Here is a 17,493-nt window from a genome sequence, read left to right on the forward strand (position 1 = left end):
ACCGCGCCCGTCGCCAGGATATCACCGTCGTCGGAGTCCAATGTTCCAATCGAGACATTCACGCCGTCGATATTCACAACATCCAGCGCTTGAGCGGTGCCGGTAAGGCTGACATCACCGCCGGCGTTCAGCACCAGGCGGTCGGCTAACCCGCCAGTTGCATTGGCCGAAATTGCGTTCGTGCCTGTTATGTTGGTGGCTGCCGTAAACTGGATATCGCGACCAGTTGCGTTGCCGAAGTTGATCGCACCCCCTGCATCGGCGGTAAATGTTGACGGGGTTGTTCCATTGCCGAAGCTGATATCATTGGCGGCATCGAGATTGATCACACCATTTGCCGACAGGTTGCCGGGACCGCTGCCCGTCAGGTCGCCGGCCGCCGCGTTCAGCGTGATGGTGCCGGTCGACAGAAGGTCATTAAAGCCGACATTATTGCCGAGGACGGATATTGATGTCGCGCTGCTGTTGCTGCCGAGAAACGCATCGCCAGTGGCGGCGTTCAGCGTGATCGACCGGTTGGCGGGGAGATTGATCCTGCCGAAGGAAATATCGCCGCCAGCGATGATGTTGACATTGGTAGCGCCTCCCTGACTCAGCGTGCCGACGTTGATGCTGCCGGGAACCGTGTAGGAGGTTTCGAACCCGCCGCCGAGATTGGCGATAGTTGTCAGCTGACCGCCGGCATTGATAGCAGTCGCGTTGATATCCTGGCCAACGGTAATGCCGATATCATTCGCGCTGATCAGCGATCCCGACCCCAGCAGGCTGCCGTTCACCGCACTGACCTGAATGCTGGTGCTGCTCGCAGTCGCATTGCGCAGGTCGACGTTGCCCTGGGTACTCTGGACTAGGAATTGGTTCGCTGCGTCGAGTACGGTGGCGATACCATCGGTGCCCATTATTATGTCACGGCGAGTGGTGACAAGAATGTCGTCTGCGGCGATCGTGCCGCCTTCAATTATGGCCTGAATGACGTCGGGGGTACTGGCCCGGCCGATGCGAACGATATTGTCGGTTCTCAGGATGCCGAGGCACACATTCCCCTCTACGCATTGTGCGCTGAGCAGGCCGTTGTCATCGGACTGGCCCGAGGCAGCGATCGCTGCGTTGGTGGGCGAATTTCTGACGTCCGCGGAGACGGAGCTGGCGATCACTGTGCCGCCAAGGCCATCTATAGCATTGGCCGTGAGGTCGACCGCGAAGCTGTTGGCATTGAGAGTGCCCGCTGCGACGATCGAGGCGATCGGAGTCAGCGGCGCCGAATTCAGATTGAACTGCAATCCTCCGGCATCCAAGATCAGATTATTCTCGGTCAGGAATGGCGACAAAAGGTCAGCGGAATCCGCGGGGTTCACTGCAGCTTGCAGCACCGCTCCGGCTGCGACAATGATGTCGTCTCCGGTTCTGACAAGAATGCCGTTGTCGGACATCACATTTGCTGCGGCATCGAAGGTCGCATTTCCGCCCGCGCTTACATTGACGAAGCCGGTCGAGGTTACAGTGCCGGTGACGGCCGCGTTATAATTCGGATCATAGGGGGTAGGGGTCGGAGTCGGGCTAAATCCCGCCAGGACCGTAACGCCTGAATCGATCCGCGTTCCGAAGGTGATGGCACTGGTCAGGGGCGCTCCGGTAACGGTTGCATTGTTGAGCGTGGCATTTTGTCCCGCGGACAGTTCAAGATTGGTTACGGCGCGCGCGTCATTGACCGATGCGTTCTGCTCGGCACGAATATTCATTGTCGATCCGGCGTTGAGGATCGAAGCGGCAGAAGCGATGAAATTGCCCTGCGCGGACGCATTGAATGTTCCGGCGACATCAATGGAATTGACCGGCGTTGCATTGTTGGAGTGGTCAATCAGAATATCCTGACCACTGTTGAGAACGGCGTTTCCACCAACCACCATCTGCCCGCTGCCATCGAAACTATATTCGATATTGCCGGCTACATTGACCGTCAGATCGCCCGCTATGGTGATGGCGTCGCTGTCACCGGTCACATAAAAACCGCTTAGCGGCGTCGTGTTGGCGAGTGTGATAGAGCCGCTGTCCGAATCGAAGGCGGTCGCGGTCAGGCTGGCCAGCGTGATGAGCCCGGCCGGGTCGGTTGAGCTGTCGCTGATCTCGATACGGCCGCCAGTTCCGGTAGCGACAGACCCGCCCGCGCCACTGGTGCCGTTCGCGGCGCCGACGACATCGTTCAGCGTGATGATCCCCGGACTACCTTCCTGCACCTCGATTGTGACCGTTCCACCGGTTCCGGTGCCGCCGGTTCCGGTCACGCCATTGGTGCTGCCATATCCATATGTGCCACCGACGCCGCCATCGCCGCCAATGCCTGCGGTCGTGAAGTTGACATCCTGACCAGTGATCGTGCCGCCCTGAGCGAGGAATAGCGATGTGCCTCCGACCCCAAATCCACCATCACCACCGTCGCCGGTTGCGTTGGCGTATGAATATCCGCCATCGCCGCCAGCGCCGCCGGTTCCGGTGCTGGTGAAATCAAACGTACTCACAGCCAGGTTGATCGTACCGCCCGTTCGCGCGACCAGTTCCGACCGCCCGCCGGTTGCGTTGCCGCCATCGCCGCCGCTGCCGGCGTCTCCAGAGAAATTGGAGTAGCCGTAGCCGCCTTGTCCGCCGGTGGCGTCCGATTGCAGGGTGATGAAGCTAAGATCGATATTGCCACCGGCGCCGGTCACCTGCAGACGGGCAGTGCCGCCGGTCGCATCTCCGCCGTTGCCGCTATCGCCAGCATTGAGCGTTCCATTGTCGAGTTTGCCTTGGCCACCGGCACCGCCGGTAGCCGTCGCAATGATGGAGGGGTCGTCGAGAATAGCGGTCGTGCCGTTTATGTTGATCGCCGCGACACCGCCAAAGGCTGCGCCACCATCGCCGCCATTCAGTCCGTCACCGCCGTCGCCGCCGACACCACTGGCGTTTACCACATAGACGGGATTATTGAGGTCATCCTGATTGATATTGATCGTGGCATTGCCGCCTCTTGCGATTCCGCCATTGCCACCGTCATTATCGGCATCCTGCGTCGAAAAGCCAAAAACCCGGCCGCCGTCGCCGCCAGTGCCAATTGAATTCACAGAAAGCTGGTTAAAGTTCAGGGTTCCTGCGTTGTTGTTGAACGCGGCATTCCCACCCGTCGCGTCGCCCCCATCGCCGGCAATGCCAGCCTGGATGGTATTGCCCAGCCCATCATCGGCATAGGTCGTTGATCCACCATATCCACCGGTGGCGCTGGTACTGACAATGACCTGATCGGCATTGATTGTCGCGGTGCCGTCCAGATTGAAGGTCGCTGTCCCGCCGATACCGGCACCACCGGCGCCGCCATCGGAGCCATATCCGAAGCCGCCCGATCCGGTGGAACCATAAGGCGCAATATTCTGATTGTTGCCATCCGCGGATACCGTCAATGTGCTGGTGACCGTCAACGTTCCCGCCTGGGCATTGAATGTCGTGTTGCCGCCTATGCCGCGACCGCCGTTACCCCCGGCAGTGCCGTTATTTATGTTGCCATAGGCTGCATCACCACCGAAGCCGTTGGCGGAAATTGTCAGATTGTTGACCGTTGCATTGCCGCCGTTCAGATTAAAGGTAACATCGCCACCCTGGCCATCGCCGCCATCGCCGACCGAAGTTCCGCCAGCAAATGGAGCATTCACGACGGTCAGATCCGCGGGTGCCGCCTGTGCTGCAGTCGATGACAGCGGCGCTGTTGGCACCAGGTCTCCGCCACCGCCGCCGGAACCATCCGACCCGACGTCGATATCATCCGCCTTGAGCGTGCCGCCGAGCACGTCAAAAGTGACACTACCGCCAAATCCGAAGCCGCCGTCGCCGGCAAAAGGCGGTGCCCCACCTTCGCCGCCAACGGAAATCGATCCGTCAGAATCGATGCCCAGATCTGTAAACGACAAAGCCCCGCTGGCTCCTTCAACACGAAGGGTGATCGCGCCGCCTCTTCCGACTCCAAGGCTGGCCGGGTCGTCCTTGCTGCCGCCGACGCCGCCGACGCCGCTGGCATCGATGGAAACACTGCTGGTGAAGTTAATAGAACCATTATTGGCGTTGATCAGGATATCGCCGCCGGTTCCATCTCCGGCATTGGTGTCATTGCCCGTGGCATTGGAGGAAATGAAAGAGAATCCAGAGGTCAAGGTCCCGCTATTTTGAGCGATTAGACTGATGTCACCGCCCTGAAAATCGCGGCCCTCATCCGTGGAGAAAAACGAAAAGCTGTCGTTCGGTCTGGCAGAGGAATCCAGAAACAAGCCGTCGGTGGTGATGGTTGCATTGTCTACCAAGACTGAAATAGAGCCGCTGGTGGTGGCGCTTGTGTCGACGCCATTATAGGCTGATGTCTCGACATCGAGAACTCCCCCGACCGTCAGGCTAGCGCCATTTTGTACCGTCAGAGAGACCCTGTCCGTTGCACTTTCGGGCGAAACACCAAAGCTGCCGAGTGATATGTTCAGGTCAGAATTGATGGTCAGGCTGCTGTTGTCGATCAGAAAGTTGGCGGTTCCTGATTCGGTAATGCCGGAGGTCTCCGTGCCGGCTGCATCGAACGAGCTAGTGCCGGCATCGGCGACGCCCAGAATGGAAAGATCGTTGATGACATGTGTGCCCCCGGTCATTCGCAAATCAAAAGAACCGGACGTCGCATTGTTACTTTGTGCGCCGCCGGACTGCGCGCCAACCGATGCAATGGAATCCAAATTTACAAAAATATTGCCGGTGGTGACGGCACCGCCGGATATTAGAAGGTTGACGTTTCCGCCAACGCTGTCGCTGCCGATCAGGCCGGGGCCATTTCCTGCCAGTTTGGATTCGTCGGCATCGATGACCTGGGCATCGAAAACTGTGAAGTCGGTAACATTGAACGTGCCGCTGGACAAAGTCAGATTAATATTGCCGCCTTGACCGGAGCCGTTCTGGTTTTCACCTTTGCCGCCTTGAGCGCTGGCATTAAATCGAGCGGTGCCGCCCACCACAAGGTCGCCGTCGCCGCTGATATTGATGTTGATATTGCCACCGACTGCATCCTGCCCAATGCCGGTGCCGCCATTGTTGCGAACGGTGAAAAAGTCGTCCAGCCCCTGCGCGCTTGCATCGACCACCAGATCGCCAGCGACCAGTAATCCGCTGGTTATTGGAGTACCAACGCCGACCTGGTCGGCATTGATGTTGATCGTTCCGCCGACACCGTCGGTTCCGGCTCGCAGCGTAAGATCCCCGTTTACATCGATCGAGCCACCGCCGGTGGTGTTGATATCAAGCTGGTTCCTGGCTTCCAGCAGCAGGTCCTGCGAGCCAACCGAGTTGTCGCTGACGATGCGATCAGTCACGGAAGAAGCGGTTGCGCTCAGCCCGTTGGTTGCAAAGGTGGAGACCGATGATCCGAAAGAAACATTTTGCAGCTGGATATTCGAATCTGAATCCGCTGCGTTTTTGTCAATTGCAAAGCTTGCGTCGGTCTGATTGCCGGTTGTCGCAACATTGGCGCCGGCGCTGAGCACGACTTGGCCATTGACGATGGAGGCGCTGGAGGCGGGCTGATACCCAAGATTGCCGCCGACCAGCATGGTCAGCGCATCATTTTTCGGTACGGCGACCATATAGATCGCCTGCGCATCGGCGTCGGTTACACTGCCCCGGGCACTGATCGTTGGCGTGGACGCTGGTCCCGTCGTTGTGCCGCTATGGACAACACCATTGCCGTCGGTGGTGCCGACGCCGATGGCAATATCAAACAGGCCATTGTTGATCGTCAGTTCCGCTTGCTCCGCACCCACATAGGCGACCGAGCCGTCGACATTCACCGTTCCGCCCTGGACGACGCGCGGCGCGACCATCGCGACATAGCTGCTGCGGTCATTGAGAGCGTTGATCGTGGCGCCATTTTCGATGGTGACCGATGACAGGCTGCCTGCGGCTCCGTTGAACCGGATTTCGCCGCCCGCACCGAACAGGCCACCGGTTGTATCGATATCGTTGGTCGTCAGGACGAGTCCGCCGACATCAAAGGTCGATCCCGCACCGACCACGATCCCGCCAGGACTGTAAAACCAGATATTGCCGCCAATGGAACCATCAATGTCACCGAGACGGCTGGAAACGTCGCCACTGAACGCAATGCCGCGGGGGTCGCCGGCCGTTGTGGTGCCGGTCGGCAAAATCCGGTTGAGCACCGTATAGCCTGTATCCGGGCCGACAAAGTTGAGGGTCGTGCCGCCTGGCAGGATGTTGATCAGATCATCGCTGTTCGCGGTATCCAGAGGGGCCCAGTTAATGAATGTTTCCGGCCCGAATACGGTCACGATATCGGCATCGGATGCTCTTGAAACTGTCGCAAGTGCGGATGCCGAAGTAGCACTGGCCTGAAAGGCCTGAGATGCGGAAATTCGTGGCCCGGTCGCCTGCGGTTCATTGATCGCAGCCATCCCCGCAGGACGCTGCGGCTGATTGGCACCCGACAGCGTCGCTGGTGCGCTAATCCGGATGTTTTCCACCATCAGATCGGCGGGCGCAGAAATCCGTACGTCGTTGACCGGAAGCGGATTGAGCGGGGCGGAAATCCTGACGTCGCGCGGGTTAAAATCCGCCGAGCGATTGTGAGGCTGGTTGTGGGCGATTTCCGGCCGGGGAATGCTTACATTTCTGCCGTGCGGGGCATTTTCTGCCATCATGCCCGGTGCGCGTGGCAACTGCTGCGCATGAGCCGTTTGAGGAGCCGAAACCAGCAGAAATGCTGCAGCCGCCAGAGAACCACCTGACAGCCATCGCAGTTTTCCGGATTGTCTGGAGCCGGATTGTCCCTGTGTGTGCTGCATCTTGCTCGTCATTTGGCCGTCCTCAGTTCAAATATCTTTCGTTCGCAACCTGCTGTGATCATTGTCGCCGCCATGGAGCCAGCTGAACGGTCAGCGTCAGCAGTGCGCGGGCGCTGTCCCGGCGCGTTTGAAAGCCGGCGCGTTTGAGCGGTACCACCGTCATCAGGTCGAGACTGGCTTGCTGACCGATCGTGGCTCTCAAGCCGCCCCCGGCAGAGTAAAGCTTTTGTGGATCACCCGGAATATTCTTGTTCCAGACCGCCATCATGTCGAAAAACAGATAGGGCTGAAGCGCGATATCGTCGAAGCTTTGGGGTTGCAGGGAACCGTAGCTGACTTCGGTCTGTAGGCCATAGCCGCTGTCGCCGATGATCGTACCCGGATCATAGCCGCGTCCGATGGTGTAGTTGCCGCCCGAAACCTCCTCATAGGAAAATAACGCTTCCGGCGAATATTGCAGTCTTGGTTTCAGCGTCAAAGCCAGCAAAGGCGTCGGACGATAGTCTATTTTTGCCTGCCCCCGGAGTACGAAAGCCGTTGGATCGCCATCCGCGCGGGTCGGCAGGACGGTTTTTCCGATGCAATTGACGAAGGCCGGTCCGCAGCCCTGGCTGGCACCCAATATATCAAGTCCTTGCCGGATCTCCAGTGAGCCGCCCATGCCCCATTTCGGTTCAAAAGCGGAATAACCGCCGCGACCGGAGATGCTTCCGGCTTCTATCTGGTTGAAGTCGATTCTGGCGTACGCGACGCTCAAACGGTCTTCATTGGTACGCGTGCCCAGAAAGTCGGTGCGCTGGTCAATATAATCGAGGCCGACGGTACCGAACAGATTGTGCGTTTGTTTGCGGATGAACGGATAGGTTGCATAGGCGCCCGCAACCAGTGTTTCGGACTTGATATCGAAGCCACCCGGCACATCCGGCTTGGTCCATGCATAGGTGAAACTGCCACCGAATTTCAGGCCTTCGCCGCCAACCCGAAATTCATGGCTGGCCTGCAGGACCTGCTGTTCTTTGAAATCGGCGGTGGAATAGCCGCTGATGATGGTTTCGTCGCCAAAGCCGGTGAGGCCGTTAAAGCGAATTCTCGCCAGACCGCCGAAACGTCCGACCGCCTCGGAACCGAAATTCTGAATATTGACGTCCGCATAGACCGGCGTGCGGATGACATTGAACTCTCCGACAACTTCGCCCGGCTTGCCGCCAGATGCCGCTGAAACCGGCCGGAGGGCCAGCCTGACATCAAGGCCGGGTATGTCGCGGGCGAGCAGAAGATAGCGGTCAGCGGTTTTGATGTTGAAAACCGGCTGCGCCGCGAGCTTCTCGATATATTTTTGCAGCAGGCCTTCCGAGGGTCCTGCATCGCCCCTGACCTGGACTGCGGTCATTTTCGCCATCAGGACATCGAACCGAATATTGCCTTGTTCGATCGTCTGCGGCGGCACCTGCACGGCGGCCAGATAGCCAGCATTGCGCAATATCGTTGCTGCCCGGTCCCGAATATCGCAGACAACCGCTACGGGGACCTCCTGGCCGACATATTGGGCGTAAGAGGGGGTGAGCGATGCGGGGTCGGCTGCAATCAGTCCGGCAAAATCGACGGACCGCAGCGTAAACCGGACGTCGGAAAATTCGGGGCCCGCGAGCGGGCAGGCGGACCGTTCGACATCACCCTCGAAAGACAGGGGCTGTGACTGGCCCTTCAAAGCTTCTTCGATCACGCCGCGCTGAATTTCTTCTCTGGTCGGTACGGCAAGAGAAGACTGCCCAAAGGCGGGCAGGCTCGACAAACATAACATGGCGCTGCCGGCCAGTGTCGTTGTACGAAAAATAGTGCGTAGTCGCGTCATGTATATCCCCGTTTTTCACTCTGCCGGCCCACCCAATGATGGCATCATGCCGGCACTGCCGTCCCTCCGCTCGGTCGGGACGGCAGCTATTCCTCCAAGACTACCCCTGACTGTCCGTCTGTTCGCTGGCCGCATCGAGGGTTTCCACCAGCAGGTCCAACTGGCTGGTGCATCCGTTATTGATCAGAACCTCTGCCGTTTCGTCCAGATCGGCGGGCTCATTTGGCAAAATGACAAAGCTGACATCCACCGCTTGCTCGGCGCTGGATCCAAGCAGCCGGTAGCTCGCTCCGTTGGTGACGGGCAAAACGTCCTTCGGCCAGGCTTTCAGCGGGTTGCCCTTGCGCCAGGCGATCTCGGTGACATTGCCATTTGACGGCTCAACAATTGAGGCCGTGGCCGATCCGGTATAATCCGGCCGCCAGACAACCAGCCCCTTGGGGTTTGCGACGCAGAATTTGCCGCCTTTGGTGACGTCCAGAAACCACAGATTGGGATTGTTCGGCGTGACCACAACGTCGCTGGCGGCACCCCGCACGGCTCCGGTCCGGGCCCGGCTGCTGCCGCGATTGTTGATGAAACTCGACAGCCGTGTCGAGGCCGTTGACGTCGCACCGCTTCCCTGAGCCAGAGAATAGGTTCCCGGGCCCTTGAGAACACGGGTGCCGGATTTGGTTAGGATCGTGACCCGATCCTGAGCCTTGAGCGAGATTTTTGCGTCATTGGCCATTTTTTTGCCGGCCGGATAGCTGCTGGCAGAAGGGCCGGTAGAGCGGATGACCATATTCTGCGCCATCGCCGTGCCGCCAACGCCGATCAGCAGTGCGAAACCAAGAGCCGCTTTTGCAAAGCGGGATGCGAATTTGCCGGATGGTACCGACAGGTTTTTATCCAAGGGCATAGCTTTCTCCATGTTTTGTTTTTTCCAATCGTTTGCGTAAGTTCACGAGACCGAGGTCTCCGCCATATCGCTTGATTATGGCACCCAGTCCCTGGATGCTGTTGGTATCACCTTTTTCATGGGCCGCTATGACGGCGGTCACTGCTGCCCGATCTGTTTCATCCCAGTCCGGAACCGGTTCGAAGACATCGACCGGTGTTGACCGGCCGCGCAGGGTGATGCGGCCCATCGGCCGGAACCAGTCCAGACCGGTGCGCTCCATCGCTTCCCGGCTCAGCAAGACTTTTGTGTCGAGCGTTTTGTTCGCGGCCTCCAGCCGTGCTGCTGTGTTCATCGCGTCACCCAGGGCGGTGTACTGGATGCGGCCATCGCCGCCGAAATTGCCGACAATTGCGTCACCATAATGCATGCCAACCCGGGTTCTGCCGATAGCAGGGACGCCTTCGGGCACGTTTTTGCGGAATTCCTCGCCCGCCAGATAGAGCGCATAGGCGGCTTTGGCGGCGCGTTCGCCATCGTCGGGATAGCTGATCGGAGCACCCCAGAATGTCACCAGCGCGTCACCGACGAATTTGTCGATGGTCCCGCCATATTCCAGCGCAACCTCACTCAACCGGTCGAGATAATCGTTCAGCAAAGTTGCGACCATTTCCGGTTCGATCGCGTGGGTCAATTTCGTAAAGCCTTCGAGATCGGTGAAAACCGCAAAGATTTTCCGCTTCTCGCCATGCAGCGCGAGCTTTTCGGGATGCTTCAATATTTCGCTGGCGATGGACTTGGGGAGATATTTGCCGAGCGCGCTTTGGGCAAAGGCCCGTTGCTTCGAATTGAGTGTGCGAGCGGCCGAGCCGACCGATGCGTAGCCGAGCAGCCATCCGGTTGCCCAGCCAAAGGCCGGCAGCGTCAAGGTGTCGACTCCCATATTTTGCAGTAAAAAGGGAAAGATTAGAAAAAATGCAAACTGGCCGATCAGGATGAACGCGACCTTCAAGGCGTTGCCGATGATCAGAGCGGAAAGACCGCCGCAGATTGCAACGATCAGGGCCGCCAACCACAGGGTCCAGGCCGGGATCGGGCTGGGCAGGTCGTCATTGAGAAGCTGGGCGAGCATATGGGCATGGACTTCGAGTCCGATCATCTTGCCGTCATCACCGCGCATGTCGGCCAGGCCGCCAACCGGCGTTTCAAACCGGTCGCGATCAATGAAATCGCCGCCGATCAGAACATGCCTGCCGGCAATGAAGGAGGTAAGCATCTCCGCAATGGTCGGATCGGCAAAGCTCTCGATCGGGAACTTGTCGAACACCGGCACGTCGGTGGTTGCCGGCACATGGTAGCGGATAGCGCCGTCATTTTCGGCAAATTTCGGGTTGGGGGCGGTGAGCGCGATGGCCATGAACGGCGGCGCTCCGGGACTGTGCGGAGTCCATCTGCGCTGGACGCCGTCGCTGTCCGTTTCCAGTTTGATGTTGGTCGGGTTAACTGTCTCGCCGCTTACGGATTGAAAAAATTGCTGTAGAAATTCATGTTCTGCGAATGTAATTTCAGGATTTTCCCTGGGGTCGGCATAAGCGAGATAGGTGGGCGTCTTCATCTTCTTGAAGGTGGATATCAGCAGCGGGTCATCGTCCTGCGGCATCGTGAACAGAATATCGATGCCGATCGATTTCGGATTGGCGGCGTCTATCGTTTCGAGCGCCTGCGCCAAGATCGTCCGGTCGACGGGCGACCGCTGCCCGGTCAGCTTTAACGTGTCCTCATTATATACGACCATGACGATGTTTTCGTCTTTGTCGACTTCCGGTGCGAATACCGAGACGCGCAAATCATAAAGCGCGCGTTCTGCTTCCTGAATCAGTGGTGTCGTCCAGCTGTAGCGCGCGACCAGCAGCGCCAGCACCAGGAACAGGGCGGTCGACCCCATACGGATCGGGCCGAGCTGGTCGAACAGGCGGCGCAGGGATTGCAACACACCCCTCGCGCCTTCGTCGACATCGCGGTTGTTGGTCACCGGGTCCGTTGCTGGGGTGGTTTCGCTCACTAGTTCAGCGCTGCTTTCGTGGTTGCTACAGATGCTTCGCTATTGGCGGCAGGGCTTCCGGCGCCGCGCAAGAATGGCTGGGCACCATCACCGATCAGGGCAAATCCAGCCCAGTAAAACGGGTGTGACGTGAGGGGGTCTGTCATCAGCTGCTGTTGTGACAGTCTGAGTGCGCCCGTGATCGAATGGCCGCGACCGCCGCTGAACAGCCCGTTGATCAGCCTTTCTGTCGCCAGAAACTCATCCGGCGCTGGCCAGTGGCTGGCGAGTACAGAACGTCCGCCCGCACCGACGAAAGACCGGACCAAACCGTCCAGAGCGGTGCCGCCGCCACTGCTGACGCCGGCCTCGCGGGTGGCCGCTATGCTGGCCTGGCCTGCCGTATCGCAGGCCGAAAGAATGATGATATCCGCATCGAGCTTCAGGTCGAAAATCTCGTCAAAAGCCAACAGGCCGTCCGAACCACCCTCGCCAAAGGACGTTACCAAAGCCGGCTTTGCCGGGCATGAAGGACTGGGCGCGGTCACCAAGCCATGTGTCGCAAAGTGCAAAATGCGATAATCGTTGATGTCGTTTTTCGAAAGGATCCGGGTGTCGGTAAATTCGGCCCCGGTGATGAGCTCGGAATTGCCGGCGCCAATCAACGATTTGGCTTCGACCAGTTCGCGATCCGATATCGGACTGTTCCACTGGCTGAGCGGCCATTGACAATTGGCGTCCTGACTTTCGGCCCCGCCGCGGATCGTTGCGACGCTGGTGCTGGCGAATACCGGCTGGTTTCTGCCCAGCCCGAGATATTGATGGGAGGCATCCGATTGCGGTGCCTTTCGCGCATCGGCGAAAGCCGGCGCGGATACCGCCGTGCTGATGTCCAGATTTCTGCCGAGCCATTGCACTTCGGTAAAATCAAACGGATCGCCGTCGGGCGCTTCGGTTCTTTCGAAATAGCGCGCAACCGATTGATCATCGGTCACCAGCAAATTGATCGGCAAGCGCAGCATCGCGCCATCGGGTTCGAAAATCAGATGGGTTTTGTCCGAAAGCTCGTCTGACACTGGCGCGAAAAGCGCGGCATACAGTTCGCGTGCGGCTTCAATGTCAAAGGGATAGGTGACGTTCCGGCCATTTTCGAAAACCGATATGGAAGCGCGGATGGTGTCGACCTTTTCGTCGAGCGCAGCATCCGCCAGCGGCACGCGGTAGACTTTCGCATCCGTCTGATCGGTGTAAAACATGAAGATGTCACCGCCGATGATCGCCATGCGCATATAGGCTTCGGTCGGCGTCAGGGCGGAACGGAGGTCGTCGAGGCTGAGAAAACGATCACCGACCACGCGATACTGCGGAAACTCTGACAATCGGGACTGGGTGAACTGCTGACTTCTTTCCAGCGCCTCGATTTCAGATGCAAGATCCTGTTTTTGCCGGGCGACCGAAGCGGTCTGCTCGACTCTTGCCAGCGCCGCAAAGCGTATCCGCAACCGTTCGATATTTCGCGCCAGATTGGTAGATTGTCTGAACAGTCGAGACGCTTCATCGGTCCCGCCACTCAACTCCCGCGCGAGAACGGCCTGGGTTTCGGCGACGCCGGGCCGCACCAAAATTTGCGCCGCCTTGAAAAACTGGTCGGCTGCCGATTCATCTGCGGCAAGCAGACGGAAATAGGGTGCGAGTTGGTTGGCCATGCCGGAAATCGCGCTGCGTTCGCCCAGCGAACTATCGATCACTTCACTATATAATTGCCGCGCTTCCGCTTCTTCTCCGTTGCGAAGCAGAAAAGCGGCGAGGCGGGCCTTGGCACCGTTGACGGCTCTGGTTTCCGGATATTGGACCTCGAGGATATCCAGTCCGTCCCGAAGCAACTGCTCCGCGTCGTTCAGATCGCCGTTGGCTTCTGCGATGAGCGAGAGCTCCGCCAGCGTTTGCGCGCGCAGGCGGGTGATTGATGTCACGCGGCCGTCCCGCACTCCGACAGCGCGATTATAACCTGACGTAAGCGACGTGCGAGCGGCTGCAAGATCGCCATTCAAGCGCTGTGCCGTGCCGAGAAGTTGCAGCGCCTGCGCGTCGATAATTTCGGCACGTTCCTGCGGGCTCAACTTTGTTTCGTCGACAAAGGCCAGCAGAGTGCGGGCGTTTGCGCTGCCATTGATCCGGCTTGAAATAGGAGCCGTGATTTCAAGCCCCTGAGTCGGCTTGCTTTGCTCTATCAGCGATGTTTTCAGCGGCCGGTTGATCCGCTCGATGGCCGCATCAAATCGGGACTGATTGAGCAGATGAATAGCTTCGAAATTGCGTTGCAGCCGTTCGGTCACAGGGTTGCCATCGTTTGCAGCAGCGGCTTGCTCAAACAGTTCGTCGGCCTCGGCAAACTCGCCCAGATTGGATTTTTGCAGCGCCCGGTTGATCAGATATTCACGGGGGTTGATGTCTTCCCCCTCCATCCCGGACGTGCGCTGCTGCAATGTTTCAAAGAACGCGGCAGCCTCGGCATAATTACCGCTGAGGTTGCGCCGATAGCCTTCTGCCAGCGCCTGATCCGGTTTAAGCGTCGCAGCCTGGACCCGGGCGAAGGCAAAGGGATCCTCTACCGAGGTAGAAGCAACGTCAATTTTACCGGCGGCCACCGTCCCCTGCAGAACAGATTTGAGTGCGAGCAGCGTCGCGCTGTCATAGGCAGCAAGACCTTCTGCAACATAGCTGATGCCATCCTGTTCGCCGACGATCTGCGAATAGGCGACCGGTTCTCCAGAAATTTTGCAAGCAATATGCCGAAATCCGTCGAGCGCAGCCTGTGACGGTTGCTCTTCCGGGCAGCTGACCGGTTCACGCCGATTTTTTGCGATACGGTCCAGCAGTGGCTGTTCAGCGGAGCGGGATGAATAGACAAAGCCGACCGGCCGAGCAGAATCGCGACAGACCACCGCCCAGCTGCGGTCGAACATATTCACCTTGGCCTTGTTCTCGATGCTGCGATCCTGAACCTGGCACAAAATGCCTTCGCTGTTTCCGATCGGAAAACTGTCGCGCAACAGGGTCGGAGTGCCTTGGGCAAAAGCCGCAGTCGAACTGGCTGCGACTGCAAGCGCCAAAGATAGTGTACAAGTTTTTGCCCGGTGCACGAAGGACCCCCCATAGGACTATACGCGCTGATGAGCCCCTCAGACTCAATGCAACGCCCGTCGCGACCCGAACGTTTTATCAGCTACAACAATTAAGCCGGGAATCCCAGCACACTATAGGAAAATAACGACACCAACGCTGGATTGGGTGATTCTCGTCACATTCAGGGACAGTTTTGACATTGTTCAATGGAAATCAGCGGGATCGCTCTTAAAGGCCGCGTATCTCTATCGCCTGATCAAGCGGAGTCCGGGGGACGGCAAAATTGTTGATCGGGGCATCCGGATCCCGATAGCCGATCGCCATCCCGCAGAAGAAAATATGATCATCGTCGATGCCCAGCAATTCGCGCATATAGGTGCCGTACATGGCCCATATTTCCTGCGCGCAACTGTCGAGGCCTGCCTCGCGCAGCAACAGCATGACCGTCTGTAGCCACATGCCCATATCGGACCATTGCGGCGGACCCATATATTTTCTGGTATAGGTAAACAGCTGGACGGGAGCGCCGAAACTGTCCCAGTTTTTCGCCATTTGCGCGACTCTGCCTGCGCTATCTTCGCGTGCCAGACCAATGCTTTCGAACATGTCGCGGCCGACCGCGCGGCGCTGTTCCTCGTACCGACCATCCAGATCCTTGGGATAGATCGCATATTCCATATTTTCGCCCATCGGGGCGGTCTTGGTTTTTTCCTTGATCTTGGCAGTGATATCCTTGAGCGCGTCGCCGCCAACGATGACTGCACTCCAGGGCTGGGTGTTGCCGCCGGAGGGAGAACGCTGCGCCGTTTTCAATATCTGTTCCAGCGTTGCCCGGTCGACCGGCTTGTCGAGAAACTGGCGGATGGAACGGCGGGAATTGACGGCTTCGGTTACGTTCATCGGTCAATCCTCATCAAATAAGCCGGCGAGCTGCTCCACCATCGTGCCGCCCAGTTGCTCGGCGTCCATGATGGTGACGGCCCTTTTATAATAGCGTGTCACATCATGGCCGATACCGATGGCGACCAGTTGCACCGGCGAGCGGCTTTCGATCCAGTCGATCACCTTGCGCAGATGATTTTCCAGATAGGCGCCGTGGTTGACGGACAGGGTGCTGTCGTCGACTGGCGCGCCGTCGGAGATGACCATCAATATCCGGCGTTCCTCGGGCCGGGCGATCAGGCGGCTGTGCGCCCAGAGCAGGGCTTCGCCGTCGATATTTTCCTTGAGCAGGCCTTCGCGCATCATCAGGCCGAGATTTTTCTTGGCATGGCGCCAGGGTTCGTCGGCTTTCTTGTAGACGATATGGCGCAGGTCATTGAGCCGCCCCGGATTGGCCGGACGATTCGCACTCAGCCAGTCCTCGCGGGTCTGGCCGCCTTTCCAGGCGCGTGTGGTGAAGCCAAGAATCTCGGTCTTGACGCCGCAGCGTTCCAGCGTCCGCGCCATGATATCGGCGGAGATGGCAGCGATTGAAATCGGCCGCCCGCGCATCGAGCCGCTGTTGTCGATCAGCAGCGTCACGACCGTGTCGCGGAAGTCGGTCTCGCGCTCGATCTTGTAGGAGAGGCTGTGCGACGGATTGCTGACCACGCGGGCGAGGCGGGCGGCATCGAGCATGCCTTCTTCCTGATCGAAATCCCAGCTGCGGTTCTGCTGCGCCATCAGCCGCCGCTGCAAACGGTTGGCGAGTTTGGTAACCGCGCCCTGCAGGCTGGTCAGCTGCTGGTCGAGAAAGGCGCGCAGCCGCGTCAGCTCCTCGTCATCACACAATTCTGTGGCGCCGATGACCTCGTCATATTTCTCGGTCCAGGCGGTATAATTGAAGCCGGGTGGCAAGTCGGACATCGCCCGGTTGGGGCGGACCGGCATCATGCCGTCATCGCCGGCATCCCCCATTTCCTCTTCCGCACCTTCTTCCAGTTCTTCTGCGTTCTGGTCGCTTTCGCCGTCCTGGCTGTCGTCTTCGGATGGTTCCGAGCGCATTTCCGATTCGCCCTGATCGCCGGTCGCTTCCTCGTCGGCGCCGTCATCCTGACTGTCGTCGCTCTCTTCGTCGCTGTCGTCCTCGCTGTCCTCGGCTTCGGACTCGTCGTCGCTTTTGATCAGATCCAGATGCTGCAGCAACTGCGTCGACAATTTGGCAAAGCTGTTCTGATCATCGAGCGTCAGATTGAGTCCGTCGAGATCGGTGCCGGCGGTTTCCTCGATCCACTCGCGGAGCATGTCGAGCCCCTTGACCGTGCCGGCAGGCGGGGCCTGTCCGGTCAGTTTCTCGCGTGCCAGCAAGGCAAGTGCGGTCGAGATCGGTACTTCATCGCGATTCTGGGCGCGTGCGATCGGGTCGGATCGCATCCGCATTTCCAGCGCAGCGTTCAGATTATCTTTCGCGCCTGCCATATTGCGCGAACCCAGCGCGTCGGTGCGAACCTGTTCGAGAGCGTCGAAACAGGCGCGTGCGACAGCTTCCTGCGGCGCATTTTTGCGGTGCATCGCCTCGTCATGATGGCGCAGTTTCAAAGAAAAGCTGTCGGCAAAGCCGCGCGCTTCGGCCACTTGTGCGGGGGGCAGGTCGCGTGCTGGCATTGGCACCTTGAGATGCTGACCGGCCTGCGACGGTGCTTCGGCGGTATAGGCGAGTTCCAGGTCCGGGTCGCGGGCCATCGACCGGGCTGCGCCGCCAAGCACATCTTTAAAGTCATCAAGTTTGGAACGATCAGCCATAGAAGCGAACAGCTTTAAG

6 protein-coding genes and 1 pseudogene are annotated in these 17,493 nt (G+C 58.8%); all 7 read right to left on the reverse strand.

Annotation, left to right across the window (positions count from 1 at the left end):
- Positions 1 to 6,863 (reverse strand): annotated as a pseudogene (locus ACN0WW_RS15235) (hypothetical protein); the annotation flags it as partial.
- A 46-nt stretch (positions 6,864 to 6,909) separates the two neighbouring features.
- Positions 6,910 to 8,703 (reverse strand): ShlB/FhaC/HecB family hemolysin secretion/activation protein, encoded by a 1,794-nt coding sequence (locus tag ACN0WW_RS15240; protein ID WP_417613726.1) that lies wholly within the window; start codon positions 8,701 to 8,703, stop codon positions 6,910 to 6,912.
- A 100-nt stretch (positions 8,704 to 8,803) separates the two neighbouring features.
- Positions 8,804 to 9,604 (reverse strand): hypothetical protein, encoded by an 801-nt coding sequence (locus ACN0WW_RS15245; protein WP_417613727.1) that lies wholly within the window; start codon positions 9,602 to 9,604, stop codon positions 8,804 to 8,806.
- Complete coding sequence (locus ACN0WW_RS15250) at positions 9,591 to 11,645, reverse strand: CHASE2 domain-containing protein (RefSeq protein WP_417613728.1); 2,055 nt, start codon at positions 11,643 to 11,645, stop codon at positions 9,591 to 9,593. Before ACN0WW_RS15250 ends, ACN0WW_RS15245 begins: the two co-directional genes overlap by 14 nt.
- A complete protein-coding gene (locus tag ACN0WW_RS15255) occupies positions 11,645 to 14,737 on the reverse strand; it encodes a CHAT domain-containing protein (RefSeq protein WP_417613729.1) in 3,093 nt (1,030 codons plus the stop codon). Before ACN0WW_RS15255 ends, ACN0WW_RS15250 begins: the two co-directional genes overlap by 1 nt.
- Positions 14,738 to 14,978: 241 nt before the next feature.
- The gene (locus ACN0WW_RS15260; RefSeq protein WP_417613730.1) at positions 14,979 to 15,650 is read right to left on the reverse strand and encodes a nitroreductase; all 672 of its coding nucleotides are present in this window, start codon (positions 15,648 to 15,650) and stop codon (positions 14,979 to 14,981) included.
- Positions 15,651 to 15,653: 3 nt separating this feature from the next.
- The gene (gene cobT / locus ACN0WW_RS15265; RefSeq protein ID WP_417613731.1) at positions 15,654 to 17,474 is read right to left on the reverse strand and encodes a cobaltochelatase subunit CobT; all 1,821 of its coding nucleotides are present in this window, start codon (positions 17,472 to 17,474) and stop codon (positions 15,654 to 15,656) included.
- Between the last annotated feature and the right edge of the window lie 19 nt (positions 17,475 to 17,493).

The organism is Parasphingorhabdus sp. (assembly GCF_048269865.1).
Lineage (GTDB): Bacteria > Pseudomonadota > Alphaproteobacteria > Sphingomonadales > Sphingomonadaceae > Parasphingorhabdus.